At 69.0% G+C, this 24568-nt stretch carries 38 protein-coding genes; all 38 read left to right on the forward strand.

Features of this window, described 5'->3' with window-relative positions; genetic code table 11:
- Positions 1 to 71: 71 nt before the first annotated feature.
- The 38 genes from GA0070610_RS01430 (at position 72) to rplQ (ending at position 24567) form a co-directional block, all read left to right on the forward strand.
- Positions 72 to 443: a hypothetical protein gene (locus GA0070610_RS01430; protein ID WP_088998347.1), complete on the forward strand. Its 372-nt coding sequence runs from the start codon at positions 72 to 74 to the stop codon at positions 441 to 443.
- A gap of 535 nt (positions 444 to 978) precedes the next feature.
- Positions 979 to 1323 (forward strand): hypothetical protein, encoded by a 345-nt coding sequence (locus GA0070610_RS01435; protein WP_089003199.1) that lies wholly within the window; start codon positions 979 to 981, stop codon positions 1321 to 1323.
- Between the two features lie 493 nt (positions 1324 to 1816).
- The gene (rpsL, locus tag GA0070610_RS01440) at positions 1817 to 2191 is read left to right on the forward strand and encodes a 30S ribosomal protein S12 (RefSeq protein ID WP_014440718.1); all 375 of its coding nucleotides are present in this window, start codon (positions 1817 to 1819) and stop codon (positions 2189 to 2191) included.
- A 1-nt stretch (position 2192) separates the two neighbouring features.
- Positions 2193 to 2663, forward strand: coding sequence for a 30S ribosomal protein S7 (rpsG, locus tag GA0070610_RS01445; RefSeq protein ID WP_077938296.1), 471 nt, complete (start codon positions 2193 to 2195; stop codon positions 2661 to 2663).
- A gap of 74 nt (positions 2664 to 2737) precedes the next feature.
- Positions 2738 to 4834, forward strand: coding sequence for an elongation factor G (fusA, locus tag GA0070610_RS01450; protein ID WP_088998348.1), 2097 nt, complete (start codon positions 2738 to 2740; stop codon positions 4832 to 4834).
- A 219-nt stretch (positions 4835 to 5053) separates the two neighbouring features.
- Positions 5054 to 6247, forward strand: coding sequence for an elongation factor Tu (gene tuf / locus GA0070610_RS01455; protein ID WP_088998349.1), 1194 nt, complete (start codon positions 5054 to 5056; stop codon positions 6245 to 6247).
- Positions 6248 to 6597: 350 nt separating this feature from the next.
- Complete coding sequence (gene rpsJ, locus GA0070610_RS01460; RefSeq protein WP_007073037.1) at positions 6598 to 6906, forward strand: 30S ribosomal protein S10; 309 nt, start codon at positions 6598 to 6600, stop codon at positions 6904 to 6906.
- Positions 6907 to 6917: 11 nt separating this feature from the next.
- The gene (gene rplC / locus GA0070610_RS01465; protein WP_088998350.1) at positions 6918 to 7583 is read left to right on the forward strand and encodes a 50S ribosomal protein L3; all 666 of its coding nucleotides are present in this window, start codon (positions 6918 to 6920) and stop codon (positions 7581 to 7583) included.
- Positions 7580 to 8230, forward strand: a complete 651-nt coding sequence (gene rplD / locus GA0070610_RS01470) for a 50S ribosomal protein L4 (protein ID WP_088998351.1) — start codon at positions 7580 to 7582, stop codon at positions 8228 to 8230. The genes rplC and rplD overlap by 4 nt, the downstream gene beginning before the upstream one ends.
- Positions 8227 to 8529 (forward strand): 50S ribosomal protein L23, encoded by a 303-nt coding sequence (gene rplW / locus GA0070610_RS01475; protein ID WP_088998352.1) that lies wholly within the window; start codon positions 8227 to 8229, stop codon positions 8527 to 8529. The genes rplD and rplW overlap by 4 nt, the downstream gene beginning before the upstream one ends.
- Positions 8530 to 8541: 12 nt before the next feature.
- Positions 8542 to 9381, forward strand: coding sequence for a 50S ribosomal protein L2 (gene rplB / locus GA0070610_RS01480; RefSeq protein WP_088998353.1), 840 nt, complete (start codon positions 8542 to 8544; stop codon positions 9379 to 9381).
- Positions 9382 to 9393: 12 nt separating this feature from the next.
- On the forward strand, positions 9394 to 9675 hold the full coding sequence (gene rpsS / locus GA0070610_RS01485; RefSeq protein ID WP_013735950.1) for a 30S ribosomal protein S19: 282 nt from the start codon (positions 9394 to 9396) through the stop codon (positions 9673 to 9675).
- A 40-nt stretch (positions 9676 to 9715) separates the two neighbouring features.
- On the forward strand, positions 9716 to 10183 hold the full coding sequence (rplV, locus tag GA0070610_RS01490; protein ID WP_088998354.1) for a 50S ribosomal protein L22: 468 nt from the start codon (positions 9716 to 9718) through the stop codon (positions 10181 to 10183).
- On the forward strand, positions 10183 to 11040 hold the full coding sequence (gene rpsC / locus GA0070610_RS01495) for a 30S ribosomal protein S3 (RefSeq protein WP_088998355.1): 858 nt from the start codon (positions 10183 to 10185) through the stop codon (positions 11038 to 11040). The genes rplV and rpsC overlap by 1 nt, the downstream gene beginning before the upstream one ends.
- Positions 11041 to 11043: 3 nt before the next feature.
- Positions 11044 to 11469, forward strand: a complete 426-nt coding sequence (rplP, locus tag GA0070610_RS01500; RefSeq protein WP_007465292.1) for a 50S ribosomal protein L16 — start codon at positions 11044 to 11046, stop codon at positions 11467 to 11469.
- A complete protein-coding gene (gene rpmC / locus GA0070610_RS01505; protein ID WP_007073028.1) occupies positions 11469 to 11705 on the forward strand; it encodes a 50S ribosomal protein L29 in 237 nt (78 codons plus the stop codon). Before rplP ends, rpmC begins: the two co-directional genes overlap by 1 nt.
- The gene (gene rpsQ, locus GA0070610_RS01510) at positions 11702 to 11977 is read left to right on the forward strand and encodes a 30S ribosomal protein S17 (protein ID WP_088998356.1); all 276 of its coding nucleotides are present in this window, start codon (positions 11702 to 11704) and stop codon (positions 11975 to 11977) included. Before rpmC ends, rpsQ begins: the two co-directional genes overlap by 4 nt.
- Before the next feature lie 97 nt (positions 11978 to 12074).
- On the forward strand, positions 12075 to 12443 hold the full coding sequence (gene rplN / locus GA0070610_RS01515; RefSeq protein WP_007465279.1) for a 50S ribosomal protein L14: 369 nt from the start codon (positions 12075 to 12077) through the stop codon (positions 12441 to 12443).
- Positions 12440 to 12760 (forward strand): 50S ribosomal protein L24, encoded by a 321-nt coding sequence (gene rplX, locus GA0070610_RS01520; protein WP_172896341.1) that lies wholly within the window; start codon positions 12440 to 12442, stop codon positions 12758 to 12760. Before rplN ends, rplX begins: the two co-directional genes overlap by 4 nt.
- Positions 12760 to 13329, forward strand: coding sequence for a 50S ribosomal protein L5 (rplE, locus tag GA0070610_RS01525; RefSeq protein WP_088998357.1), 570 nt, complete (start codon positions 12760 to 12762; stop codon positions 13327 to 13329). The genes rplX and rplE overlap by 1 nt, the downstream gene beginning before the upstream one ends.
- 1 nt (position 13330) lies before the next feature.
- Positions 13331 to 13516: a type Z 30S ribosomal protein S14 gene (locus GA0070610_RS01530; RefSeq protein ID WP_088998358.1), complete on the forward strand. Its 186-nt coding sequence runs from the start codon at positions 13331 to 13333 to the stop codon at positions 13514 to 13516.
- 117 nt (positions 13517 to 13633) lie between these two features.
- On the forward strand, positions 13634 to 14041 hold the full coding sequence (rpsH, locus tag GA0070610_RS01535) for a 30S ribosomal protein S8 (RefSeq protein ID WP_013288624.1): 408 nt from the start codon (positions 13634 to 13636) through the stop codon (positions 14039 to 14041).
- Positions 14042 to 14057: 16 nt separating this feature from the next.
- Positions 14058 to 14600, forward strand: coding sequence for a 50S ribosomal protein L6 (rplF, locus tag GA0070610_RS01540; RefSeq protein WP_088998359.1), 543 nt, complete (start codon positions 14058 to 14060; stop codon positions 14598 to 14600).
- The gene (gene rplR / locus GA0070610_RS01545) at positions 14597 to 14986 is read left to right on the forward strand and encodes a 50S ribosomal protein L18 (protein WP_088998360.1); all 390 of its coding nucleotides are present in this window, start codon (positions 14597 to 14599) and stop codon (positions 14984 to 14986) included. Before rplF ends, rplR begins: the two co-directional genes overlap by 4 nt.
- 33 nt (positions 14987 to 15019) lie before the next feature.
- The gene (gene rpsE / locus GA0070610_RS01550; RefSeq protein ID WP_007073019.1) at positions 15020 to 15634 is read left to right on the forward strand and encodes a 30S ribosomal protein S5; all 615 of its coding nucleotides are present in this window, start codon (positions 15020 to 15022) and stop codon (positions 15632 to 15634) included.
- On the forward strand, positions 15634 to 15816 hold the full coding sequence (gene rpmD, locus GA0070610_RS01555) for a 50S ribosomal protein L30 (protein ID WP_012015110.1): 183 nt from the start codon (positions 15634 to 15636) through the stop codon (positions 15814 to 15816). The genes rpsE and rpmD overlap by 1 nt, the downstream gene beginning before the upstream one ends.
- Positions 15816 to 16259: a 50S ribosomal protein L15 gene (gene rplO / locus GA0070610_RS01560; RefSeq protein WP_088998361.1), complete on the forward strand. Its 444-nt coding sequence runs from the start codon at positions 15816 to 15818 to the stop codon at positions 16257 to 16259. The genes rpmD and rplO overlap by 1 nt, the downstream gene beginning before the upstream one ends.
- 234 nt (positions 16260 to 16493) lie before the next feature.
- Positions 16494 to 17822 (forward strand): preprotein translocase subunit SecY, encoded by a 1329-nt coding sequence (gene secY, locus GA0070610_RS01565; RefSeq protein ID WP_088998362.1) that lies wholly within the window; start codon positions 16494 to 16496, stop codon positions 17820 to 17822.
- Complete coding sequence (locus GA0070610_RS01570) at positions 17823 to 18476, forward strand: adenylate kinase (RefSeq protein ID WP_088998363.1); 654 nt, start codon at positions 17823 to 17825, stop codon at positions 18474 to 18476. It begins immediately after the preceding gene.
- Between the two features lie 99 nt (positions 18477 to 18575).
- A complete protein-coding gene (gene map, locus GA0070610_RS01575) occupies positions 18576 to 19427 on the forward strand; it encodes a type I methionyl aminopeptidase (protein ID WP_088998364.1) in 852 nt (283 codons plus the stop codon).
- Between the two features lie 125 nt (positions 19428 to 19552).
- Complete coding sequence (locus GA0070610_RS01580; protein WP_231925872.1) at positions 19553 to 20224, forward strand: DUF1707 SHOCT-like domain-containing protein; 672 nt, start codon at positions 19553 to 19555, stop codon at positions 20222 to 20224.
- A 489-nt stretch (positions 20225 to 20713) separates the two neighbouring features.
- Positions 20714 to 20935 carry a translation initiation factor IF-1 gene (gene infA / locus GA0070610_RS01585; RefSeq protein WP_007073013.1) on the forward strand — a complete coding sequence of 74 codons (222 nt, stop codon included), beginning with the start codon at positions 20714 to 20716 and terminating at the stop codon, positions 20933 to 20935.
- 93 nt (positions 20936 to 21028) lie between these two features.
- The gene (gene rpmJ, locus GA0070610_RS01590; RefSeq protein ID WP_012184307.1) at positions 21029 to 21142 is read left to right on the forward strand and encodes a 50S ribosomal protein L36; all 114 of its coding nucleotides are present in this window, start codon (positions 21029 to 21031) and stop codon (positions 21140 to 21142) included.
- A gap of 263 nt (positions 21143 to 21405) precedes the next feature.
- On the forward strand, positions 21406 to 21786 hold the full coding sequence (gene rpsM / locus GA0070610_RS01595) for a 30S ribosomal protein S13 (protein WP_088998365.1): 381 nt from the start codon (positions 21406 to 21408) through the stop codon (positions 21784 to 21786).
- 17 nt (positions 21787 to 21803) lie between these two features.
- A complete protein-coding gene (gene rpsK / locus GA0070610_RS01600) occupies positions 21804 to 22211 on the forward strand; it encodes a 30S ribosomal protein S11 (protein ID WP_014440747.1) in 408 nt (135 codons plus the stop codon).
- Between the two features lie 13 nt (positions 22212 to 22224).
- Entirely contained in the window at positions 22225 to 22851 is a 627-nt protein-coding gene (rpsD, locus tag GA0070610_RS01605; RefSeq protein WP_088998366.1) for a 30S ribosomal protein S4, read from the forward strand.
- Positions 22852 to 22949: 98 nt separating this feature from the next.
- Complete coding sequence (locus tag GA0070610_RS01610; RefSeq protein WP_013735931.1) at positions 22950 to 23972, forward strand: DNA-directed RNA polymerase subunit alpha; 1023 nt, start codon at positions 22950 to 22952, stop codon at positions 23970 to 23972.
- Between the two features lie 34 nt (positions 23973 to 24006).
- Positions 24007 to 24567, forward strand: coding sequence for a 50S ribosomal protein L17 (gene rplQ / locus GA0070610_RS01615; protein WP_088998367.1), 561 nt, complete (start codon positions 24007 to 24009; stop codon positions 24565 to 24567).
- Position 24568: the final 1 nt, after the last annotated feature.

Genomic DNA, 24568 nt, shown 5'->3' on the forward strand with positions numbered 1-24568 from the left:
CCTCGTCGTGTCCGGGCCCGGGGTGGCCCGTGCGGGCGCCGCGGCGGCGCGCACCGGGGCATGATGGGGGCATGACGACCGCACCCGGGCAGGCGCCCGTCGCCCAGCCGGGGCCGCCCCGCCACCCGCTCGATCCGGACCCGGTCCGGGCCACGAAGGCGCGCGCGGTCTTCGCACTGGGCCTGATCGGCGCGTTGACCGGCCTGTTCATCGGCGGCATCGTGCCGGCTACGGTGGCGCTCCAGCTCGCGCGCCAGGCGCGCCGGGAGGCGTACACCTCGGGGGGTTTCCTGACCGGCGCGGCCTGGCTGCGTCGGGGGGAGCGACTGGCCTGGGCGGGCCTGGTGCTGGCCGCCGTCAGCGTGGTGGCCGCGGTGGTCCTCGGGGTGGTCCGGCTCGCCGACACGCCCTACGGGCAGGACTTCGCACCGAACGTGGACTAGCCCGACCGTCAGGGACGTGTCCGCGCCGGGCGCGGGCCGTCGACCGGCGGCGGTAGCCTGGCCCGGGTGTCCGTCGCGCGGCGGTGGACGCCGATCGTCGACAGGAGGACCCGTGACGGAACCGGCGCGCCACCCCGGCGATCCCGTGGCGCCCCCCGCCGCGAACCCCGACGCCCCGCCCGGCGGGCAGTGGGCGCGGCCCGACACGGCCCAGAGCAGCCCGTCCGGCGCGCCGGGCTACCCGCCGCCGGTGTCGCCCTGGGGTGTTCCGCCGGCGGCGCAGGGGTCGGGTCGGCCGTCCTTGTCGCCCTGGGGTGCCCCGCCGGCCGCAGGGGAGTCGGGTCCGTCGCCGGTGTCGCCCTGGGGCGCGGGGGAGTCGGGCCCGCCGTCCGTGTCGCCCGGGGGCACCTCGGCCGCGGCTCCGTCGCCGGCTCCGGGCTGGGGCCCGGGCCCGGCCGCCCCGCCCCCGCCCCCGCGCGAGGCCGCCCGGCCGCCGAAGCGGGTCGACCCGGTCGCGGGTACGCCGTTCGGCGTCGTGCACCTGGACGTGCCGCCGGTCACCTCCGGCCTGGCCGTGGGTTCGCTGGTGGCCGGCATCGTGTCGACCCTGGTCTCGCTGCTGGTGATCTGCGTCGGCGCGGTCGGCGGCGTGGGCGGCGCGTGGGCGGCTGGCGCGTTCACGGTGCTGGGCGTCCTGGCCGGCGCGGGCGCCGTCGTCGCCGGCCTGCTGGGGATGCGGCAGATCCGGCGCCCCGCGCCCCCGCCGGCGGTCCGGTTCACCGGGCGGGGCCTGGCGGTGGCCGGGGTCTGCTGTGGCGGCGCGGGGCTGGTGCTCAGCCTGCTCGGCCTGGGACTGGCGTTGCTGCTGGGGCTCGGGTGACGGCCGCGCCCGGCCGGGAGGCCTGACCGCCGCCGTGACGGGGTCGACGGGCCGCTCCACGGGGAAGCCGGTACACTGGGATCCGTAGGTGCCCACCACGGGCGGGTAGGCGCGACGGACTGGATCGGACGGGCGGTGGACGCTCCGCCAGCCGCTCCGTTTTGACCTGTGCGGTTGTGGTAGGTACTCTTTCCCCTTGTGCCCGGGCAAGCCCGGGCAACTCGTGCGTGCGCTGGATCCGGTGAGCCGGAGATCGCGTGGGAGCACGACAAAGCCACAGAACCGGCGCGCGGCCTGCCGTGTGCCAGTGCAAGACCCGGTCGACACGCGCGAGCGTCGGCACCGGGGCCGTGAGCTGGGCGACACGCCCGACCGCGGGTGCCGGGGCCATCGCGAGGTGGCCCTGGTCGGAATGTAGGAGAGTCGGCCATCAGGTCGGCTACGGCAGACGGTGCGGCCGCCACCAGGCGGTCGAAGGGAGCGGAGAAACCCGGTGCCCACGATCCAGCAGCTGGTCCGAAAGGGCCGCCAGGCGAAGACGAGTAAGACCAAGACCCCGGCGCTGAAGGGTTCCCCTCAGCGGCGCGGCGTGTGCACCCGCGTGTACACCACCACCCCGAAGAAGCCGAACTCGGCGCTGCGCAAGGTCGCTCGTGTCAAGCTCAGCAGCCAGATCGAAGTGACCGCCTACATCCCGGGCGTCGGCCACAACCTGCAGGAGCACTCGATCGTGCTCGTCCGTGGCGGCCGTGTGAAGGACCTCCCCGGCGTGCGTTACAAGATCGTCCGCGGTTCGCTGGACACCCAGGGCGTCCGCAACCGCAAGCAGGCGCGCAGCCGTTACGGCGCGAAGAAGGAGAAGAGCTGACATGCCGCGCAAGGGACCCGCTCCGCGGAAGCCGCTGGTCGCTGACCCGGTGTACAACTCGCCGTTGGTCACCCAGCTGGTGAACAAGATCCTCCTGCGCGGTAAGCGTCAGCTCGCTGAGCGCATCGTCTACGCCGCCCTCGAGGGCTGCCGTGAGAAGTCCGGCACCGACCCGGTCGTCACCCTCAAGCGGGCGATGGACAACGTCAAGCCGACCCTCGAGGTGCGCAGCCGCCGCGTCGGTGGCGCCACCTACCAGGTCCCGGTCGAGGTGCGCCCCGCCCGGGCGACCACCCTGGGCCTGCGCTGGCTGGTCACCTACTCCCGCGCCCGTCGCGAGAAGACGATGATCGAGCGCCTGATGAACGAGCTGCTGGACGCGAGCAACGGCCTCGGTGCCGCCGTCAAGCGGCGCGAGGACACGCACAAGATGGCCGAGTCCAACAAGGCCTTCGCGCACTACCGCTGGTAACACCCTGGTTCCGGCGCCCTCGGGCGCCGGAACCGCCACCAGTTGTGTCGAGACGACGATAAGTAGGGATTGAAGTGGCCGCCGCAGACGCGCTCGCCAACGTACGCAACATCGGCATCATGGCCCACATCGATGCCGGTAAGACCACCACCACCGAGCGGATCCTGTTCTACACCGGCATCACGTACAAGATCGGTGAGGTCCACGAGGGCGGTGCCGTCATGGACTGGATGGAGCAGGAGCAGGAGCGTGGTATCACCATCACCTCCGCTGCTACCAAGTGTGAGTGGAAGGGCCACACGATCCAGATCATCGACACGCCCGGCCACGTCGACTTCACGGTCGAGGTCGAGCGTTCGCTGCGGGTGCTGGACGGCGCGGTCGCGGTCTACGACGGTGTCGCCGGCGTGGAGCCGCAGACGGAGAACGTCTGGCGGCAGGCGGACAAGTACAACGTCCCCCGGATGTGCTTCGTCAACAAGCTCGACCGTACCGGCGCCGACTTCTTCCGCTGCGTGCAGATGATGATCGACCGGCTGAACGCCACCCCGCTGGTGCTCCAGATCCCGATCGGCGCCGAGTCCGACTTCATCGGCGTGGTCGACCTGGTCGAGATGCGCGCCCTCACCTGGCGCGGCGAGACCCAGAAGGGTGAGGACTACGCGGTCGAGGAGATCCCGGCCGACCTCGCCGACTCCGCCGCCGAGTGGCGCGAGAAGCTGGTGGAGACCCTGGCCGACGTCGACGACGCGGTGATGGAGAAGTACCTGGAGGGCGAGGAGATCTCCGTCGAGGAGATCAAGGCCGCCATCCGTCGGGCCACCATCGGCGGCAAGGCCAACCCGGTCCTCACCGGCACCGCCTTCAAGAACAAGGGCATCCAGCCGATGCTCGACGCGGTCGTCGCGTACCTGCCGTCGCCGCTGGACATCCCGGCGATCGAGGGTACGGCCACCGACGGCGAGACCCCGATGCAGCGCAAGCCGTCGAAGTCGGAGCCCTTCTCGGGCCTCGCCTTCAAGATCCAGACGGACAAGCACCTCGGCAAGCTCACCTACGTGCGGATCTACTCCGGCACGCTCGAGTCCGGTTCCCAGGTGGTCAACTCCACCAAGGACCGCAAGGAGCGGATCGGCAAGATCTACCAGATGCACGCCAACAAGCGGGAAGAGCGCAGCTCGGCCCAGGCTGGCGACATCATCGCGGTGCAGGGTCTGAAGCAGACCACCACCGGTGACACGCTGTGCGATCCCGCGAACCCGGTCATCCTGGAGTCGATGACCTTCCCGGAGCCGGTCATCGAGGTCGCCATCGAGCCGAAGACCAAGGCCGACCAGGAGAAGCTCAGCACCGCCATCCAGCGGCTGGCCGAGGAGGACCCGACCTTCCGCGTCAAGCTGGACGACCAGACCGGTCAGACGGTCATCTCCGGCATGGGCGAGCTGCACCTGGACATCCTGGTCGACCGGATGCGCCGCGAGTTCAACGTCGAGGCCAACATCGGCAAGCCGCAGGTGGCCTACCGCGAGACCATCCGCCGCAAGGTGGAGAAGGTCGAGTACACCCACAAGAAGCAGACCGGTGGTTCCGGCCAGTACGCCCGGGTGATCATCAGCCTGGAGCCGCTGCCGCTGGGCAACGACGCACCGACCTACGAGTTCGCCAACGCGGTGACCGGTGGCCGTATCCCCCGGGAGTTCATCCCGTCGGTGGACGCGGGCGCCCAGGACGCCATGCAGTACGGCATCCTCGCCGGCTTCCCCCTGGTGGGCGTCAAGCTCACCCTGGTGGACGGCCAGTACCACGAGGTCGACTCGTCGGAAATGGCGTTCAAGATCGCCGGCTCGATGGCGATGAAGGAGGCGGCCCGCAAGGCCGACCCCGCACTCCTCGAGCCGATGATGGCCGTTGAGGTCACCACTCCTGAGGAGAACATGGGTGACGTCATCGGCGACCTCAACTCCCGCCGCGGCATCATCCAGGCGATGGAGGAGCGCAGCGGCGCCCGCGTCGTCAAGGCTCTGGTGCCGTTGTCGGAGATGTTCGGCTACGTCGGCGACCTGCGGTCGAAGACCCAGGGCCGGGCTAGCTACAGCATGCAGTTCGACTCCTACGCCGAGGTTCCGTCCTCGGTCGCGAAGGAGATCATCGCCAAGGCGACGGGTGAGTGACCCTCACCTGACGTGATCGATGATCCGGGGCGGTCGCGGGAGGGTGCTCCCCGCCCGCGACCACCTCGGTCGGGATGCGTGAGACCGGGCCTGTAGGCTTCATCGCCGCAGAACCCACCAAAGCTCTCCGGCCGTCAGGCCGGAAAGGCTGTCGACAGAGTCCTAAGCGCCGACCGGCGCGCCGGGGCGAACGAACCAAGAAGTCCACAGGAGGACCCAGTGGCGAAGGCGAAGTTCGAGCGGACTAAGCCGCACGTCAACATCGGCACCATTGGTCACATCGACCACGGTAAGACGACGCTGACGGCGGCCATCACCAAGGTCCTGCACGACCAGTACCCGGACCTGAACCCGTACACGCCGTTCGACGAGATCGACAAGGCGCCGGAGGAGAAGGCCCGCGGCATCACGATCTCCATCGCGCACGTCGAGTACCAGACCGAGGCGCGGCACTACGCGCACGTCGACTGCCCCGGTCACGCCGACTACATCAAGAACATGATCACCGGTGCCGCGCAGATGGACGGCGCGATCCTGGTGGTGGCGGCGACCGACGGCCCGATGCCGCAGACCCGCGAGCACGTGCTGCTGGCCCGCCAGGTCGGCGTGCCGTACATCGTCGTGGCGCTCAACAAGAGCGACATGGTCGACGACGAGGAGCTCCTGGAGCTCGTCGAGCTCGAGGTCCGTGAGCTGCTGTCGAACCAGGACTACCCGGGCGACGACCTGCCGGTCGTGCGGGTCTCCGCGCTGAAGGCCCTCGAGGGTGACCCCGAGTGGACCGGCAAGCTGCTGGACCTGATGACCGCGGTCGACACCGCGATCCCGCAGCCGGAGCGCGAGACCGAGAAGCCGTTCCTCATGCCCATCGAGGACGTCTTCACGATCACCGGTCGTGGCACGGTCGTCACCGGCCGCGCCGAGCGTGGCGTGCTCAAGCCGAACGAGGAGGTGGAGATCGTCGGCATCCGCGAGAAGTCGATGAAGACCACCTGCACCGGCATCGAGATGTTCCGCAAGCTGCTCGACGAGGCCCGCGCGGGCGAGAACGTCGGTCTGCTGCTGCGTGGCATCAAGCGCGAGGACGTCGAGCGCGGCATGGTCGTCATCAAGCCGGGCACCACGACCCCGCACACGGAGTTCGAGGCGACGGTCTACATCCTCTCCAAGGAGGAGGGTGGCCGCCACACCCCGTTCTTCCAGAACTACCGTCCGCAGTTCTACTTCCGGACCACGGACGTCACCGGTGTCGTCACCCTCCCCGAGGGCACCGAGATGGTCATGCCGGGTGACAACACCACCATGACGGTGAAGCTGATCCAGCCCATCGCCATGGAGGAGAACCTCAAGTTCGCGATCCGCGAGGGTGGCCGCACCGTCGGCGCCGGGTTCGTCACCAAGATCATCAAGTGAGCTAGGTAACCCCGATTAGACCCGCCGCCGGTCGTGCGGCATACTAGTCAGGTTGCGTAACGACAGTTCGCTGCCTGTGTTCGGCTTTCGCTGAACCTCCGGGTGGCAGAGCAGTCGAGCGTAGGGTGGTTGGCGGCCAGTCCGCCAACCACCCTCGCGCGGCGTTCAGGTCGCGGTAGTGCGATCGGCGCCTTGACCCACCGCGCGGTCAGAGTCGCTCCGGAGTCCCGGGGCGGAGTCTGGCCCGAGGGCGCGACACGCCCGACCGCGGGGGTCGGCGAAGTGGGCCTGTGCCAGCCGGTACAGGCGCCCGCAACACAGCGGCATCGAGAGAAGGAACAGAAGCCACCATGGCGGGACAGAAGATCCGCATCCGGCTCAAGGCCTATGACCACGAGGTCGTCGACTCCTCGGCTCGGAAGATCGTCGAGACGGTGACGCGTACCGGGGCGCAGGTCGCGGGCCCGGTGCCGCTGCCCACGGAGATCAACCGTTTCTGCGTTATCCGCTCGCCGCACAAGTACAAGGACTCGCGCGAGCACTTCGAGATGCGCACGCACAAGCGGCTGATCGACATCATCGACCCGACCCCGAAGACGGTCGACTCGCTCATGCGCCTCGACCTGCCGGCTGGCGTCGACATCGAGATCAAGCTGTAGGGACCGGACAAATGGACAGGCAAGTCAAGGGGATCCTGGGCGCAAAGCTCGGCATGACCCAGGTCTGGGACAACAACCGTGTTGTCCCGGTGACCGTGGTCGAGGCCGGCCCGTGCGTCATCAGCCAGGTTCGTAGCGCCGACAAGGACGGTTACTCCGCGGTCCAGCTGGCGTACGGCACGATCGACCCGCGCAAGGTCAAGAAGCCGATCAGCGGGCACTACGCGAAGGCCGACGTCGCGCCGCGGCGCCACATCGTCGAGCTGCGCACGAGCGACGCCGACGACTACTCGCTGGGCCAGGAGGTCACGGTCGAGGAGTTCCCGGCGGGGATGCCGATCGACGTGACCGGCAAGACCAAGGGCAAGGGCTACGCCGGCCCGATGAAGCGGCACGGCTTCCACGGTCTGCGCGCCAGCCACGGTGTCGAGCGCAAGCACCGCTCGCCCGGCTCCATCGGCGCCTGCGCCACCCCGGGTCGTGTCTTCAAGGGCACCCGGATGGCCGGCCGGATGGGTGGCGTGCGCTACACCGTCCAGAACCTGACCGTCCAGGCGGTCGACACCGAGAACAACCTCCTGCTCGTCCGTGGCGCCATTCCCGGCCCCAAGGGCGCGCTGGTCCTGGTCCGTACCGCGGCCAAGACCAAGGCGAAGAAGGGCGGTGCGGCCAAGTGACCACCGTTGACGTCCTCACCGTCGAAGGCTCCAAGAGCGGCTCCGTCGAGCTGCCCGCCGACATCTTCGACGTCCAGGCGAACGTCGCGCTGATGCACCAGGTCGTGGTGGCTCAGCTCGCGGCTGCCCGGCAGGGCACGCACAAGGTCAAGACCCGCGGCGAGGTCGCCGGCGGCGGCAAGAAGCCGTACAAGCAGAAGGGCACCGGTCGCGCCCGGCAGGGCTCGATCCGCGCGCCGCAGTTCGCCGGCGGTGGCGTCGTGCACGGCCCCGTGCCGCGCGACTACAGCCAGCGGACCCCGAAGAAGATGAAGGCCGCCGCCCTGCGTGGCGCCCTCTCCGACCGGGCCCGCGCCGGGCAGGTGCACGTCGTCGAGGCGTTCGTCTCGAGCGAGAAGCCGTCGACGAAGGCCGCTCTGGCCACGCTGGCGAAGCTGACCGAGGCCCGTCGGGTCCTGGTCGTGCTGAGCAGCACCGACGAGCTGAACTGGGTGTCGCTGCGCAACGAGCCGCGGGTGCACCTGATCGAGGCCGGCCAGCTCAACACGTACGACGTGCTGGTGGCCGACGACGTGGTCTTCACCAAGGACGCCCTGGACGAGTTCCTGGGTGTTCCCGCCGAGACCACCGAGGAGGGTGGCAAGTGAGCACGATCGCCGACCCGCGCGACATCATCGTGGCGCCGGTCGTCTCGGAGAAGAGCTACAGCGAGCTGAACCGCAACTGGTACACCTTCCTGGTGCACCCGGACGCGAACAAGACCGAGATCAAGATCGCGATCCAGCAGATCTTCGACGTCCGCGTCCTGACGGTTAACACGCTCAACCGCCAGGGCAAGCGCAAGCGGACCAAGACCGGTTTCGGGCAGCGTAAGGCCACCAAGCGGGCGATCGTGAAGCTGGCTGACGGTGACCGTATCGAGGCCTTCGGCGGCCCGGTCAGCTGAGGGGTGTAGACAATGGCTATCCGTAAGTACAAGCCGACGACGCCGGGCCGGCGTGGCTCCAGCGTCGCCGACTTCGCTGAGATCACCCGGTCGACGCCCGAGAAGTCGCTGCTGGCTCCGCTGCCGAAGAAGGGCGGGCGTAACGCCCACGGCCGGATCACCACGCGGCACCACGGTGGCGGTCACAAGCGCCAGTACCGTCTGATCGACTTCAAGCGGGTCGACAAGGACGGCGTGCCGGCGAAGGTCGCCCACATCGAGTACGACCCGAACCGCACCGCGCGCATCGCGCTGCTGCACTACGCCGACGGCGAGAAGCGCTACATCATCGCGCCGAAGGACCTGAAGCAGGGCGACCGCGTCGAGTCCGGCCCGGGCGCCGACATCAAGCCCGGCAACAACCTGCCGCTGCGCAACATCCCGGTCGGTACCACCATCCACAACGTGGAGCTGCGTCCGGGCGGCGGCGCCAAGCTGGCCCGCTCGGCCGGCGTCGGCATCCAGCTGCTCGGCCGTGAGGGCGTGTACGCGACCCTGCGTATGCCGTCCGGCGAGATCCGGCGGGTCGACGTCCGCTGCCGCGCCAGCATCGGCGAGATCGGCAACGCCGACCAGTCGAACATCAACTGGGGCAAGGCCGGCCGCATGCGGTGGAAGGGCAAGCGCCCGACCGTCCGTGGTGTCGCGATGAACCCGGTCGACCACCCGCACGGTGGTGGTGAGGGTAAGACCTCCGGTGGTCGCCACCCGGTCAACCCGCAGGGTAAGCCCGAGGGCCGCACCCGTCGTAAGGGCCAGCCGAGTGACCGGCTGATCGTCCGCCGCCGCTACGCCACGCGTAAGCGCGGCTGAGGGAGATAAGACATGCCTCGCAGCCTGAAGAAGGGCCCGTTCATCGACGACCACCTGCTCAAGAAGGTGGAGACGCAGAACGAGAAGGGCTCGAAGAACGTCATCAAGACCTGGTCGCGGCGCTCGACGATCATCCCGGAGATGCTGGGCCACACGATCGCCGTGCACGACGGACGCAAGCACGTCCCGGTGTTCGTGACTGAGGCGATGGTCGGGCACAAGCTCGGCGAGTTCGCGCTGACCCGCACGTTCAAGGGTCACGAGAAGGACGACCGGAAGAGCCGTCGGCGCTGACGCCGCGGGCATACGGATAGAGGAACAAGGGGTTACAGCGATGCCAGGAAAGGGCGACGCTCCGGTGCTTCCGGGCGCGCGGGCGGTTGCGCGGCACGTGCGCATCTCGCCGATGAAGGCGCGCCGGGTGGTCAACCTCGTCCGCGGCCTGCCCGCGAAGGAGGCGCTCACGGTGCTGCAGTTCGCGCCGCAGGCTGCGAGCGAGCAGGTGTACAAGGTGCTCGCTAGCGCGATCGCCAACGCGGAGAACAACGAGCGGCTGGACCCCGACGCGCTGCTCGTCAGCGAGGCGTACGTCGACGAGGGCCCGACCATGAAGCGGTTCCAGCCGCGGGCGCAGGGCCGGGCGTACCGGATCCGCAAGCGCACCTGCCACATCACCGTCGCGGTCGAGGCGGTGGCGCCGGCCGCGCCGAAGAAGGCGGCCGCGAAGAAGGCGGCCCCGGCGAAGCAGGCGGAGCCGGCCGAGACGGCCGAGACGCAGAGCAAGACGGAGGGCGCCGAGTAATGGGTCAGAAGGTTCACCCGCACGGGTTCCGGCTCGGCATCTCGACCGACTGGAAGTCCCGCTGGTTCGCGGACAAGCTCTACAAGGACTACATCGGCGAGGACGTCAAGATCCGCCGCATGATGTCCAAGGGCCTCGAGCGTGCCGGCATCTCCAAGGTCGACATCGAGCGCACCCGGGACCGGGTCCGCGTCGACATCCACACCGCCCGGCCGGGCATCGTCATCGGCCGTAAGGGTGCGGAGGCCGACCGGATCCGCGGCGAGCTCGAGAAGCTGACCGGCAAGCAGGTCCAGCTGAACATCATCGAGGTGAAGAACCCCGAGTCGGACGCGCAGCTCGTCGCACAGGGTGTGGCCGAGCAGCTCTCCAGCCGGGTCAGCTTCCGTCGGGCGATGCGCAAGGCCATGCAGTCCGCGATGAAGAACCCGGTCTGCAAGGGCATCCGGGTCCAGGTCTCGGGCCGGCTCGGCGGCGCCGAGATGAGCCGGACCGAGTTCTACCGCGAGGGCCGGGTCCCGCTGCACACGCTGCGGGCCAACATCGAGTACGGCTTCTTCGAGGCCCGTACGAGCTTCGGCCGGATCGGCGTGAAGGTCTGGATCTACAAGGGCGACGCGGTGCCGGGTCGGGAGACCCCGGCCGAGGCGCCGTCGCGCCCGCGCCGTGACCGTGGCGACCGTCCGGAGCGGCCGCGCCGTGGTCGGTCCGGCTCGTCCGGCACGACCGCCGGCGGGACCGAGGCCGGCAGGGCCGCCGCCGCGACGACCATCGCGCAGCAGGCCGAGACGCCGAGTGGTGACGCGGTGGATCCCGCCGCCGTCGCCGCCGCGGCAGAAACTCAGCAGGAGGGCTGACAGATGCTGATGCCGCGCAAGCCCCCGAAGGGCTTCCGCAAGCCGCACCACCCGGACCGCAGTGGCGCGTCCAAGGGTGGTAACCGGGTGGTGTTCGGCGAGTTCGGGATCCAGGCTCTCGAGCCGGCGTACGTGACCAACCGCCAGATCGAGTCGGCGCGTATCGCGATGACCCGCCACATCAAGCGTGGTGGCAAGGTCTGGATCACGATCTTCCCGGACCAGGCTCTCACCAAGAAGCCGGCCGAGACCCGGATGGGTTCCGGTAAGGGTTCGCCCGAGTGGTGGGTCGCCAACGTCAAGCCGGGGCGGGTTCTCTTCGAGATGTCCTTCCCCAACGAGCAGATCGCGCGAGAGGCGATGCGTCGCGCGATCCACAAGCTCCCGATGAAGTGCCGCATTGTTACGCGCGAAGTGGGTGAATCCTGATGGCAGCGGGCGTTAAGGCCTCCGAGCTGCGTGAGCTCTCCGAGGAGGAGCTGGTCACGAAGCTGCGTGAGGCCAAGGCGGAGCTGTTCAACCTCCGCGTGCAGGCCGCGACCGGCCAGCTGGACAACAACCGGCGGTTGCAGGTCATCCGTCGGGAGATCGCCCGGATCTACACGATCATGCGTGAGCGCGAGCTGGGTCTCTCGGCCGCGCCGACTGAGGTGACTGCATCATGAGCGAGAACACCACCGCCGCCGCGCGGGCCCGCCGCAAGGTGCGTGAGGGCCTCGTGGTCAGCGACAAGATGGAAAAGACCGTCGTCGTCGAGGTCGAGGACCGGGTCAAGCACGCGCTGTACGGCAAGATCATGCGCCGTACCAGCAAGTTGAAGGTGCACGACGAGCAGAACACCGCCGGCATCGGCGACCGGGTCCTGATCATGGAGACCCGGCCGCTGTCCGCCACGAAGCGGTGGCGGCTCGTGGAGATCCTGGAAAAGGCCAAGTAGCGAAGGCTCGAGCTCGCCCGGCGTCTGTCGGGCGCGGGTTCCGCCAGGCTCCGGCCGCCGAGCGCGGCCGGAGAACCGGCAGACATAGGAGATAGACGTGATTCAGCAGGAGTCGCGACTGCGCGTCGCCGACAACACGGGTGCCCGGGAGATCCTGTGCATCCGGGTTCTCGGTGGCTCGGGTCGGCGCTACGCGAGCATCGGCGACGTCATCGTGGCCACCGTCAAGGACGCGATCCCCGGTGCCGGTGTGAAGAAGGGCGACGTCGTCAAGGCCGTCGTCGTTCGCACCGCCAAGGAGCGGCGGCGGCCGGACGGTTCGTACATCCGCTTCGACGAGAACGCCGCCGTCATCATCAAGGACGGCGGGGACCCGCGCGGTACCCGTATCTTCGGCCCGGTGGGCCGGGAGCTGCGGGACAAGCGGTTCATGAAGATCATCTCTCTCGCGCCGGAGGTGTTGTGACCGTGAAGGTCAAGAAGGGCGACACGGTCGTCGTCATCGCCGGCAAGGACAAGGGTGCCAAGGGCAAGGTCATCGCGGCCTACCCGCGGCAGGACAAGGTCCTGGTCGAGGGCGTGAACCGGGTCAAGAAGCACACCCGCATCAGCACCACCCAGCGTGGCGCCAAGACCGGTGGCATCGTCACCCAGGAGGCCCCGATCCACGTCTCGAACGTGCAGGTCCTGGACTCCGACGGCAAGCCGACCCGCGTCGGTTACCGGATCGACGAAAACGGCCAGAAGGTCCGCATCGCGCGTAGCACCGGTAAGGACCTGTGATGACCACGGCTACCGAAACCAAGACCATGCCGCGCCTCAAGGAGCGGTACCGCAACGAGATCGTGGCGCAGCTGCAGGAGCAGCACCAGTACGGCAACCCCATGCAGGTGCCGCGGCTCGTCAAGATCGTCGTCAACATGGGTGTCGGCGAGGCCGCCCGGGACGCCAAGCTGATCGACGGCGCCGTGCGGGACCTGGCCACCATCACCGGCCAGAAGCCGCAGGTGCGGCGGGCGACCAAGTCCATCGCGCAGTTCAAGCTTCGCGAGGGCATGCCGATCGGCGCGAAGGTGACCCTTCGCGGCGACCGGATGTGGGAGTTCCTGGACCGGCTGCTGTCGATCGCGCTGCCGCGTATCCGTGACTTCCGTGGTCTGGACGGGCGCAAGCTCGACGGGCACGGCAACTACACGTTCGGTCTGACCGAGCAGTCGGTGTTCCACGAGATCGACCAGGACAAGATCGATCGGCAGCGGGGCATGGACATCACGGTGGTCACGACCGCCACGACCGACGACGAGGGCCGGGCGCTGCTCAAGCTCCTGGGCTTCCCGTTCAAGGAGAACTGAGATGGCCAAGAAGGCGCTGATCCACAAGGCGGCCGCGAAGCCGAAGTTCTCGGTTCGCGCGTACACCCGCTGCCAGCGGTGCGGGCGTCCCAAGGCGGTCTACCGCAAGTTCGGTCTCTGCCGGGTCTGCATCCGGGAGATGGCCCACCGCGGTGAGCTGCCGGGCGTTTCCAAGGCTTCCTGGTAAGGGCGACCGCGTCCCGGCCTCGCGCCGGGACCCCTTGCACCGATCACGTATTGCTCTTCGCCGTAGGCCCGGGGCTTGAGGCCCCGGGAACCCCGGCGAGAAAGGCTGACGAAATCCATGACGATGACCGACCCGATCGCAGACATGCTCACGCGTCTGCGTAACGCCAACCAGGCGTACCACGACCGGGTGACGATGCCCTACTCGAAGATCAAGGCGAACATCGCCGAGGTCCTCAAGGCCGAGGGCTACATCGCCACCTGGTCGGTCGAGGAGCCCGAGGAGGGCGCCGTCGGCAAGCGACTGGTCGTCGAGCTGAAGTACGGCCAGAACCGGGAGCGGAGCCTGGCCGGCATCAAGCGCGTGTCCAAGCCCGGTCTGCGGGTTTACGCCAAGTCGGACGGGCTCCCGCGGGTGCTCGGCGGGCTGGGCGTGGCGATCATTTCGACGTCCCAGGGGCTGCTCACCGACCGGCAGGCCCGCAAGCGGAGCGTTGGCGGGGAAGTCCTCGCCTTCGTCTGGTAACGGGAGACAGGTAGAAATGTCGCGTATTGGACGTAAGTCGATCCCGGTGCCAGCCGGCGTCGACATCACGATCGACGGGCAGACCGTCAAGGTCAAGGGCCCGAAGGGCGAGCTCTCGCACACCCTGGCCGAGCCGATCACGATCGACCGGGCCGAGGACGGGCAGCTGAGCGTCAACCGCCCGAACGACGAGCGCAAGGCCAAGGAACTGCACGGCCTCAGCCGTACCCTGGTCGCCAACATGATCGTCGGCGTCACCGAGGGCTACCGCAAGAGCCTGGAGATCGCCGGCACCGGTTACCGCGTGACCGCCAAGGGCAAGGACCTGGAGTTCGCGCTCGGGTTCTCGCACCCGGTGCACGTGCCGGCGCCGGACGGCATCACCTTCACGGTGGAGAAGCCGACGCTGTTCCACGTGGCCGGCATCGACAAGCAGCTCGTCGGTGAGGTTGCCGCCAACATCCGGAAGATCCGCCCGCCGGAGCCCTACAAGGGCAAGGGCGTGAAGTACCAGGGCGAGGTCATCCGCCGCAAGGCTGGAAAGGCAGGTAAGAAGTGAGCGCCACGCTGCTCAAGCGCCGCCGCGGCGTCGCCGCCAAGCGTGCCGTCGGGCGTGCGCGCCGGCACTTCCGGGTCCGCAAGAACGTCAGCGGCACCGCCGAGCGTCCCCGCCTCGTGGTCACCCGCTCCCTGCGGCACATCGTCGCCCAGATCGTGGACGACACCAAGGGGCACACCCTGGCGTCGGCCTCGACCCTGGACGCCTCGCTGCGCGGCACGGAGGGCGACAAGAGCGCCCTGGCCGGCAAGGTCGGCGCGCTGCTCGCCGAGCGGGCCAAGGCCGCCGGCGTCTCCAAGGTCGTCTTCGACCGCGGTGGCAACCGGTACGCGGGGCGGGTCGCCGCGCTTGCCGACGCCGCCCGCGAAGCCGGGCTCGAGTTCTAGAAACCCCGTCACGAGAGAGAAGGAAGGCTGCTGATGCCAGGTCAACAGCGCCGTGGCGGCGGGTCCGGTGGCAACGAGGGTGGTCGCCGCGACAACCGCCGTGAGGGCGGCCGCGGAAACGCGCCCGTCGAGAAGACCCCGCACCTCGAGCGGGTCGTCGCGATCAACCGCGTCGCCAAGGTCGTGAAGGGTGGTCGTCGCTTCAGCTTCACCGCCCTGGTGATCGTGGGCGACGGCGACGGCACCGTCGGTGTGGGCTACGGAAAGGCCAAGGAGGTGCCCGCGGCGATCGCCAAGGGCGTCGAGGAGGCCAAGAAGCACTTCTTCAAGGTGCCGCGCATCGCCTCGTCCATCCCGCACCCGGTGACGGGTGAGGCGGCGGCCGGCGTGGTGCTGCTCAAGCCGGCTTCCGCCGGTACGGGTGTCATCGCCGGTGGTCCGGTGCGCGCCGTGCTGGAGTGCGCGGGTATCCACGACGTGCTCTCCAAGAGCCTCGGTTCGTCGAACCCGATCAACATCGTGCACGCCACCGTGGCGGCGCTGAAGGGGCTCGAGTCCCCCGAGGCCGTCGCCGCCCGTCGTGGTCTGCCGGTCGAGGACGTCGCGCCGGCCGCCATGCTGGCGTCGCGGGCGGGGGTGGCTTCCTGATGGCTCGCCTGAAGGTCACCCAGGTCCGGTCCGAGATCGGGACCAAGCAGAACCAGCGTGACTCGCTGCGTTCGCTCGGTCTCAAGCGGATCAACGACGTGGTGGTCAAGGAGGACCGTCCGGAGATCCGCGGCATGATCTTCACGGTCAACCACCTCGTGAAGGTCGAGGAGGTCGAGTAATGACGATCAAGGTCCACCACCTGCGCCCGGCGCCCGGTGCCAAGACCGCGAAGACCCGTGTGGGTCGCGGTGAGGGCTCCAAGGGCAAGACCGCCGGTCGCGGTACCAAGGGCTCCAAGGCCCGCAAGAACATCTCGGCGGCGTTCGAGGGTGGGCAGATGCCCATCCACATGCGCCTGCCGAAGATGAAGGGCTTCAAGAACAAGTTCAAGGTGGTCTTCCAGGTGGTCAACCTGGACCGGCTCGCCGAACTGTTCCCGAACGGCGGCCAGGTCGGCCCCGTCGAGCTGGTCGAGGCCGGCGCGGTCCGCAAGGGCCACCCGGTCAAGGTCCTCGGCACGGGGGACCTGGGCGGGGTCGCTCTCCATGTGTCGGCGCACGCGTTCAGCGCGTCGGCCAAGGAGAAGATCACCGCCGCCGGTGGCTCGGTCACCGAGCTGTAAGGGCTGTACGACCCGTGGCGCCCGCTCAGTTGTCGAAACTGGGCGGGCGCCATGGTCTGCCTGGCATGTGTGCGCCGGGTAACATCGGATTCGGTTTATGTAGCCGGGCACATCTGCCCGGACCGGGATCGGGCTGTTAGAGTCCCTTCCCAGCCATGGATATCGGGCACTCGCCCGGCACCCACCCGCCCCGCCAGGGATCACCGGCGGCCCGCCTCGCGCAGGAGGAAGAAGTTGCTGTCCGCCTTTCTCAGTGCGTTCCGTACGCCTGACCTGCGCAAGAAGCTGCTGTTCACAGTAGGCATCATCGCGGTCTACCGGCTCGGGGCGACGCTGCCCAGCCCGGGTGTCTCGTACGGCAACGTCCAGAAGTGCATCGACGCCATGGAGAACGGCTCCACCGGCGTGATGAACCTGCTCAACCTCTTCTCCGGCGGAGCGCTGCTGCAGCTCTCGGTCTTCGCGCTGGGCATCATGCCCTACATCACCGCGTCGATCATCCTGCAGCTGCTGACCGTGGTGATCCCCCGGCTGGAGCAGCTCCGCAAGGAGGGCCAGTCCGGCCAGGCGAAGATCACCCAGTACACCCGCTACCTGACCCTGGGTCTGGGTGTCCTCCAGGCGTCGGCGTTCGTGGCGCTGGCCCGCTCCGGGCAGCTCTTCAACAACCAGTGCGACCAGTTCCCGATCATCCCTGAGGGGACCGGGATCCCGGACTGGCTGACCCTGAGCCTCCTGGTCATGACGATGACCGCCGGCACCGGCGTGGTGATGTGGCTCGGCGAGCTGATCACCGACCGGGGCGTCGGCAACGGCATGTCCGTCCTGATCTTCACCTCGATCGCCGCCCGGCTGCCCAGCGAGGGCTGGCAGATCAAGCAGACGGGCGGCTGGGGCAAGTTCCTGCTCGTCATCGCGCTGGTCCTGGTGGTCATCACCGCGGTCACCTTCATCGAGCAGGCGCAGCGCCGCATCCCGGTGCAGTACGCCAAGCGCATGATCGGCCGGCGGATGTACGGCGGCACCTCGACCTACATCCCGCTCAAGGTCAACCAGGCGGGTGTCATCCCGGTCATCTTCGGCTCGTCGCTGCTCTACCTGCCCCAGCTGGCGCTGCAGTTCTTCGACCAGAACGACCCGGGCAAGACCCAGACGTGGATCCAGAACAACCTGGTCGACCCGACCAGCCCGATCTACATCGCGGTCTACTTCCTGCTGATCATCTTCTTCACCTACTTCTACGTCTCGATCACGTTCAACCCGACCGAGGTCGCGGACAACATGAAGAAGTACGGCGGCTTCGTGCCGGGCATCCGCCCCGGCAAGCCGACCGCCGACTACCTCGACTTCATCCTCAGCCGGATCACGCTGCCCGGCGCCCTCTACCTGGGCATCATCTCGATCCTGCCGAACTTCTTCTTCATCTGGCTGGACAAGCAGCAGTACCTGAACTTCCCGTTCGGCGGCACCGCTGTGCTGATCATGGTCGGCGTCGGTCTGGAGACCACGAAGCAGATCGAGAGCCAACTCATGCAGCGGAACTACGAAGGGTTCCTGCGGTAGATGAGACTCGTTCTGGTTGGCCCGCCGGGTGCGGGCAAGGGTACGCAGGCCGAGTTCATCGCCGCGCACCTCTCGGTCCCGAAGATCTCGACCGGTGACATCTTCCGGTCGAACGTCTCGCAGGGCACCCCGCTCGGCGTCGAGGCGAAGCGCTACATGGACGCCGGCGAGCTGGTGCCCGACGAGGTCACCATCAACATGGTGCGGGAGCGGCTCGCCGAGCCGGACGCCTCGGAGGGCTTCCTGCTCGACGGCTTCCCGCGGACCACGCCGCAGGCCGCCGCGCTGGACAAGCTCCTCGCCGACCTCGGCACCGCGCTGGACCTGGTGCTGGAGCTGGTCGTCGACGACGACGAGGTGATCCGGCGGCTCTCCGGTCGGCGCACCTGCCGGGGCTGCGGCAAGATCTGGCACGTCGAGTTCGACGCCACCTCGCGCGAGGGCATCTGCGACCGGTGCGGCGCCGAGCTGTTCCAGCGCGACGACGACAAGCCGGAGACCATCGCCACCCGCCTGCGGGAGTACGCGGACAAGACCGCGCCGTTGGTCGACTACTACGGCGCCCAGGGCAAGCTGGTGGGCATCGACGCCACCGGCCCGGTGGAGGACGTCACGGTCCGCGCCATCGACGCCCTGCGGTCGTACGGCGGCTGACGTCCCGCCGGGTCCCGGCGGATAGAGTGCGAAGAGCGGGGTACGTGCGACGTGCCCCGCTCTTCGGCATCGGCATCGGCAACGAAAGGTAACGGCTCCATGCGTCGTCCCCAGCTGGACATCCAGCTGAAGACCCCTGACCAGATCGAGAAGATGCGCGCCGCCGGGCTGGTGGTGGCCGAGGCGCTGCGTCGGATGCGGGAGGCGGTCGCCCCCGGGGTCAGCACCGCCGACCTGGACGCCATCGCCGAGTCGACCATCCGCGAGGCGGGTGCCGTCCCCTCGTTCAAGGGCTACCACGGCTTCCCCGCGTCGATCTGCTCGTCCGTCAACGAGCAGGTCGTGCACGCGATCCCGTCGGCGCAGCAGGTGCTCCGCGACGGCGACCTGATTTCCATCGACTGCGGTGCCGTGCTCGACGGCTGGCACGGCGACGCTGCCATCACCGCCGGCGTGGGCGAGGTCGACCCGGCGCTGCTGAAGATGGCGTCGGTCGCCGAGGACGCCATGTGGGCGGGCATCGCGGCGGCGGCCCGCGGCGCGGCCAGCGGCAAGGGCCGGCTCACCGACATCTCGCACGCCGTGGAGAACGCGGTCCGCAAGGGCGGGCGGTACGGCATCGTCGACGGCTACGGCGGGCACGGCATCGGCACCGAGATGCACCAGGACCCGCACGTGCTCAACCACGGGCGGCCTGGCAAGGGCCCGCGCCTGGTGCCGGGCATGGCGCTGGCCATCGAGCCGATGATCACGATGGGCTCGCCCCGGACGGTCGAACTCTCCGACGGCTGGACCGTGATCACCCGGGACCGGTCGATGGCGGTGCACGTCGAGCACACGATGGCGCTGCTTCCGGACGGCGTCTGGGTGCTGACCGCGCCGGACGGCGGACGCGCCCGGCTGGGCGAGCTGGTCACCTCCCGCCAGCCGGCCGACTCGCCCGCGCGCTGAGCCCCGATCCGCCGCCCGGGCCGGCACCCGAGCTGTCCGGGCCGGCACCCGGGCCGCCCGGAGCGGCACCCGGGCCGCCCGGAGCGGCAGGCCCCGGGTGGAGGGGCGGTGGCATGCTTGCGGGCATGGAGGGACGCGACGGGATGCGGGCCGCCGACGCCGACCGCCAGGCCGTGGCGGAGCGGCTGCGGGTGGCCGTCGACGAGGGCCGGCTGGACCTGCACGAGTACGACGAGCGGTTGCAACGTACGTACGCCTCGCGTACGTACGGCGAGTTGGACGCGCTGGTGACCGACCTGCCGGCGCCGGCGGCTCCGGCGGCGTCGGAGCTCGCCACGAGGTCGGACGCCGTCCCCGCGCCGTCGGACGCCGTCCCCGCGCGGCCGGAAGGTGCCCGGTCGTCGTCGCTGACGGCCCGGTGGTTGGCCGAGGTCTGGCTGCCGTACCTGCGGGTGATCGCGATCGTGGTGACCGTCTGGGCGGTGACGTCCGCGCTCTCCACGGATCTGCTCTACTTCTGGCCCGCCTGGGTGGCCGGGCCGTGGGGAGGGGTGCTCCTGGTGCGCACGGTTGCCGGGCTCGTCGGCGGGGAGCCGCAGCGGCAGGCCGAGCAGCGGGAGCGGCGGCGCGAGCGCCGGCGGGCGAAGCGGGCGCGCAAGCGGGAGCTGGCTGCCGCCGAGGGGAACACCCGGGATCCGGAGCAGGCCCTGCCGGCCGCCGAGGAGGACCGCCGGATCTCGGGCGGGGAACTGCCGGCCGCCGGCGAGGAGCGCCAAGGGCCGGTGTCGGCCGCCTAGGTCTGCTTGATGACCGTGACTGGCTGCGCCGGGCCTCGACGGCCTTGCGGTGTGGTCCCCGCGTCTCGATACCACACAGGTATTTTTATGCCCGGTAGGTATCAGACGTTGGGGCGGCAGTGGTTCATCGGGTCCACGTGCCTTCCGCAGCTCCACGCGCCCGGAACTGACCACTTCTGAAGCGCGCCGTAGGGCGGAGGCATGTACCGATAGCGGCCGTCCAGCGAAAACGCCCGTACGGCGGCCGGCGCGGAGGGGCGAATGGCCCGTTGTGTCCGATCCGACGCACCGATTTCCGGCCGGTTTGGCGACGGCCCGCAGGCGGGCGTACACTTTCTGATCGGCGCACAGCGTCCACTCCGGCATGCCCACCCTGCGCTTCGGTGGGAGTCGGAGCCGCGGCTGGCGCGGGCCATTCGATCTTGATCGGTGACCCGTGTAAGACGTTGTGGGCCGTCCGGAGTAACCGACGTCAGGACAGCGGAGTACATGCCGAAAAAAGACGGAGCCATCGAGATCGAGGGTCGGGTCATCGAGCCCCTGCCGAACGCCATGTTCCGGGTGGAGCTCGCGAACGGCCACAAGGTGCTGGCTCACATCAGCGGCAAGATGCGGCAGCACTACATCCGTATCCTGCCGGAGGACCGGGTCGTCGTCGAACTCTCGCCGTACGACCTGACCCGCGGGCGCATCGTCTACCGCTACAAGTAAGCCTGACGACGGCCGGGACGTCCCCGTGTCCGTCTTCGACGTCCGGTGTCGCGCCTCGGCGCGTCGTCGGGCCAGATGGGAAGTAAGGCAACCGTGAAGGTCAAGCCGAGCGTCAAGAGGATCTGCAACAAGTGCCGGGTCATCCGCCGGCACGGCCGGGTCATGGTGATCTGCACCGACCCGCGCCACAAGCAGCGCCAGGGCTGAACCAGTTCCGCCCGACCGTGTGACAACGGTCGGTCGACACCGGTCCAGGCCGCAGATCCAGACAACGAATCACATGCTCGTTCCAGCCGCGAGCGGTGCGCAGCGCGTACCTCTTCGTGGTTGACCCCCGGTCGGAGGCCGGGGCCCGCTCGGGCAGCGACCGTCCCCGGTCGCCGGCGCACGACGCCGGTGGCGGAACGGTCGGTAGCGGGGTGGGACGGGTCCACACCTCCGCCAGAACATCACGAGGAGTACGCCCGCACATGGCACGTCTAGTCGGCGTCGACCTCCCCCGCGAGAAGCGGATGGAGATCGCGCTCACCTACATCTTCGGCGTGGGTCGCACCCGGGCCCTGGAGACGCTCTCTGCCACCGGCATCTCGCCGGACAAGCGCGTCCGGGACCTCACGGACGAGGAGCTGGTCCAGCTCCGCAACCACATCGAGGGCAACTACAAGGTTGAAGGCGACCTGCGCCGCGAGGTCGCCGCTGACATCCGCCGCAAGGTCGAGATCGGCTGCTACGCCGGCATCCGGCACCGCCGGGGCCTGCCCGTGCGTGGCCAGCGGACCAAGACCAACGCCCGGACCCGGAAGGGCCCGAAGCGGACCGTCGCCGGCAAGAAGAAGCCCGGCAAGAAGTAATAGGAGCGCACAGACTTATGCCACCGAAGGCTCGTGCCGGAGCCGCCGTCAAGAAGGTCCGGCGCAAGGAACGCAAGAACGTCGCCCACGGGCAGGCGCACATCAAGAGCACCTTCAACAACACCATCGTGTCCATCACGGACCCGACCGGTGCGGTCATCTCCTGGGCCTCGTCCGGCCAGGTGGGCTTCAAGGGCTCCCGCAAGTCGACTCCGTTCGCCGCGCAGCTGGCCGCCGAGGCCGCCGCTCGTCGGGCCATGGAGCACGGCATGCGCAAGGTCGACGTGTTCGTCAAGGGCCCCGGCTCCGGCCGGGAGACCGCCATCCGTTCGCTGCAGGCCGCCGGTCTCGAGGTCGGACAGATCTCCGACGTCACCCCGCAGCCGCACAACGGGTGCCGTCCGCCCAAGCGTCGTCGGGTCTGAGAGGTAGAGAGAGATGGCTCGTTACACCGGTGCTGACTGCCGCCGTTGCCGGCGGGAGAAGATGAAGCTGTTCCTCAAGGGCAGCAAGTGCGATGGCCCGAAGTGCCCGTTCGAGTCCCGGCCGTTCCCGCCCGGACAGCACGGCCGTGGCCGCACGAAGGAGACGGAGTACCTGCTCCAGCTCCGTGAGAAGCAGAAGGCCCGTCGCGTGTACGGCGTGCTGGAGAAGCAGTTCCGCGGCTACTACGAAGAGGCCGTGGGCAAGAAGGCCAAGACCGGTGAGGTTCTCCTTCAGATCCTCGAGTCGCGGCTGGACAACGTGGTCTACCGGGCCGGCTACGCCAAGTCCCGCGACATGGCCCGCCAGCTGGTCAAGCACGGCCACTTCACCGTGAACGGCAAGAAGGTCGACATCCCGTCGTACCGCGTCAAGGAGCACGACATCATCGAGGTCCGGGGCAAGAGCAAGGAGCTCACCCCGTTCATCGTGGCGCAGGCCGAGGCCGGCTCGAAGTCGGTTCCGGCGTGGCTGGAGGCTATCCCCAGCCAGATGAAGGTGCTCGTGCACTCGCTCCCGGCCCGCCAGGTCATCGACACGCAGGTCCAGGAGCAGCTGATCGTCGAGCTCTACTCCAAGTAGTCGGAGCTCGTTGCGGTGGCCCGTCCTTCCGGGGCGGGCCACCGGAACAGTTTGTCGTGGGCGTCATATGGCGGGCGCCCCGGAAGAGAAGAGAAGACATGCTCATCAGCCAGCGACCGACTCTCTCCGAGGAGTCGATCAACGAGACCCGGTCCCGGTTCACCATCGAGCCGCTGGAGCCGGGCTTCGGCTACACCCTGGGCAACTCGCTGCGGCGCACGCTGCTGTCGTCGATCCCGGGTGCGGCGGTCACCTCGATCAAGATCGACGGCGTGCTGCACGAGTTCACCACGATCCCCGGTGTCAAGGAGGACGTGGTCGAGCTCGTCATGAACATCAAGGAGCTCTGCGTCAGCTCCGAGCACGACGAGCCGGTCAGCATGTACCTGCGCAAGCAGGGCCCGGGCGACGTGACGGCGGGCGACATCCAGCCGCCGGCCGGCGTTTCGGTGCACAACCCGGACCTGAAGCTCGCCACCCTCAACGGCAAGGGCCGGCTCGACATGGAGCTGACCGTCGAGCGGGGTCGCGGCTACGTCACGGCGGCCCAGAACAAGCAGGCCGGCGCCGAGATCGGCCGGATCCCGGTCGACTCGATCTACTCGCCGGTGCTGAAGGTGACGTACCGCGTCGAGGCGACCCGTGTCGAGCAGCGGACCGACTTCGACCGGCTGATCATCGACGTCGAGACCAAGCCGTCGATGGGCCCGCGTACCGCGCTGGCCTCCGCCGGCTCGACGCTGGTGGAGCTGTTCGGCCTGGCCCGGGAGCTGGACGAGACCGCCGAGGGCATCGACATCGGGCCGTCCCCGCAGGACGCCCAGCTCGCGGCCGACCTGGCGCTGCCGATCGAGGAGCTGGACCTGACCGTCCGCTCCTACAACTGCCTCAAGCGCGAGGGCATCAACTCCGTTGGTGAGCTCATCGGGCGCACCGAGGCCGACCTCCTCGACATCCGCAACTTCGGTCAGAAGTCGATCGACGAGGTCAAGATGAAGCTCGCCGGGATGGGTCTGGGGCTGAAGGACTCGGCCCCGAACTTCGACCCGGCGCACGTCGTGGACGCCTTCGGCGAGGCCGACTACGACACCGACGACTATCGCGAGACCGAGCAGCTCTAGTCCGCGCTGCCGCCACACCTGAGGAGCACCAAGCATGCCCACGCCCACCAAGGGCCCCCGCCTCGGCGGCAGCCCCGCGCACGAGCGGCTGATGCTGGCCAACCTGGCCACCGCGCTGTTCCAGCACGGCAAGATCAAGACCACCGAGACGAAGGCCCGGCGGCTGCGTCCGCTGGCCGAGCAGCTCATCACCAAGGCCAAGCGCGGCGACCTGGCGTCCCGCCGGCGGGTGCTGGGCGTCGTCAAGGACAAGGACGTGGTCTACGCCCTGTTCGACCAGATCGCGCCGCGGTTCGCCACCCGCAACGGTGGCTACACCCGGATCGTGAAGACCGGTCCGCGCAAGGGTGACAACGCGCCGATGGCGATCATCGAGCTGGTCGAGGAGCTCCAGGTCGCCGAGCCGAAGGCGAACAAGAAGACCGCCGCCCGCAAGGCCGCGCAGCAGGACAAGGTCGAGGCGCTCGCCCCGGCCGAGGAGGCCCCGAAGTCGAACTCGGGCGACCAGGACGCCGAGCCGCCCGTGTCGGCGTCCGGCGACACCGCCGCCGCCCGCGAGGACAGCGACGAGGCCGGCGAGAACGACAAGGCCTGAT

This window comes from Micromonospora echinofusca (genome assembly GCF_900091445.1).
Classification (GTDB): domain Bacteria; phylum Actinomycetota; class Actinomycetes; order Mycobacteriales; family Micromonosporaceae; genus Micromonospora; species Micromonospora echinofusca.

Coding starts and splice junctions, on each gene's coding strand:
- infA (WP_007073013.1), top strand. CDS start 20,714: ATGCCGAAAAAAGACGGAGCCATCGAGATCGAGGGTCGGGTCATCGAG.
- rplO (WP_088998361.1), top strand. CDS start 15,816: ATGACGATCAAGGTCCACCACCTGCGCCCGGCGCCCGGTGCCAAGACC.
- GA0070610_RS01580 (WP_231925872.1), top strand. CDS start 19,553: ATGGAGGGACGCGACGGGATGCGGGCCGCCGACGCCGACCGCCAGGCC.
- GA0070610_RS01610 (WP_013735931.1), top strand. CDS start 22,950: ATGCTCATCAGCCAGCGACCGACTCTCTCCGAGGAGTCGATCAACGAG.
- rpsE (WP_007073019.1), top strand. CDS start 15,020: ATGCCAGGTCAACAGCGCCGTGGCGGCGGGTCCGGTGGCAACGAGGGT.
- rpsM (WP_088998365.1), top strand. CDS start 21,406: ATGGCACGTCTAGTCGGCGTCGACCTCCCCCGCGAGAAGCGGATGGAG.
- rplP (WP_007465292.1), top strand. CDS start 11,044: ATGCTGATGCCGCGCAAGCCCCCGAAGGGCTTCCGCAAGCCGCACCAC.
- rpsG (WP_077938296.1), top strand. CDS start 2,193: ATGCCGCGCAAGGGACCCGCTCCGCGGAAGCCGCTGGTCGCTGACCCG.
- rpsS (WP_013735950.1), top strand. CDS start 9,394: ATGCCTCGCAGCCTGAAGAAGGGCCCGTTCATCGACGACCACCTGCTC.
- rpmC (WP_007073028.1), top strand. CDS start 11,469: ATGGCAGCGGGCGTTAAGGCCTCCGAGCTGCGTGAGCTCTCCGAGGAG.
- rpsJ (WP_007073037.1), top strand. CDS start 6,598: ATGGCGGGACAGAAGATCCGCATCCGGCTCAAGGCCTATGACCACGAG.
- rpsK (WP_014440747.1), top strand. CDS start 21,804: ATGCCACCGAAGGCTCGTGCCGGAGCCGCCGTCAAGAAGGTCCGGCGC.
- rplF (WP_088998359.1), top strand. CDS start 14,058: ATGTCGCGTATTGGACGTAAGTCGATCCCGGTGCCAGCCGGCGTCGAC.
- rpsQ (WP_088998356.1), top strand. CDS start 11,702: ATGAGCGAGAACACCACCGCCGCCGCGCGGGCCCGCCGCAAGGTGCGT.
- GA0070610_RS01430 (WP_088998347.1), top strand. CDS start 72: ATGACGACCGCACCCGGGCAGGCGCCCGTCGCCCAGCCGGGGCCGCCC.
- GA0070610_RS01530 (WP_088998358.1), top strand. CDS start 13,331: ATGGCCAAGAAGGCGCTGATCCACAAGGCGGCCGCGAAGCCGAAGTTC.
- rpsD (WP_088998366.1), top strand. CDS start 22,225: ATGGCTCGTTACACCGGTGCTGACTGCCGCCGTTGCCGGCGGGAGAAG.
- map (WP_088998364.1), top strand. CDS start 18,576: ATGCGTCGTCCCCAGCTGGACATCCAGCTGAAGACCCCTGACCAGATC.
- rplV (WP_088998354.1), top strand. CDS start 9,716: ATGCCAGGAAAGGGCGACGCTCCGGTGCTTCCGGGCGCGCGGGCGGTT.
- rplC (WP_088998350.1), top strand. CDS start 6,918: ATGGACAGGCAAGTCAAGGGGATCCTGGGCGCAAAGCTCGGCATGACC.
- rpsH (WP_013288624.1), top strand. CDS start 13,634: ATGACGATGACCGACCCGATCGCAGACATGCTCACGCGTCTGCGTAAC.
- rpsC (WP_088998355.1), top strand. CDS start 10,183: ATGGGTCAGAAGGTTCACCCGCACGGGTTCCGGCTCGGCATCTCGACC.
- GA0070610_RS01570 (WP_088998363.1), top strand. CDS start 17,823: ATGAGACTCGTTCTGGTTGGCCCGCCGGGTGCGGGCAAGGGTACGCAG.
- rplE (WP_088998357.1), top strand. CDS start 12,760: ATGACCACGGCTACCGAAACCAAGACCATGCCGCGCCTCAAGGAGCGG.
- rplQ (WP_088998367.1), top strand. CDS start 24,007: ATGCCCACGCCCACCAAGGGCCCCCGCCTCGGCGGCAGCCCCGCGCAC.
- rpmD (WP_012015110.1), top strand. CDS start 15,634: ATGGCTCGCCTGAAGGTCACCCAGGTCCGGTCCGAGATCGGGACCAAG.
- rplB (WP_088998353.1), top strand. CDS start 8,542: ATGGCTATCCGTAAGTACAAGCCGACGACGCCGGGCCGGCGTGGCTCC.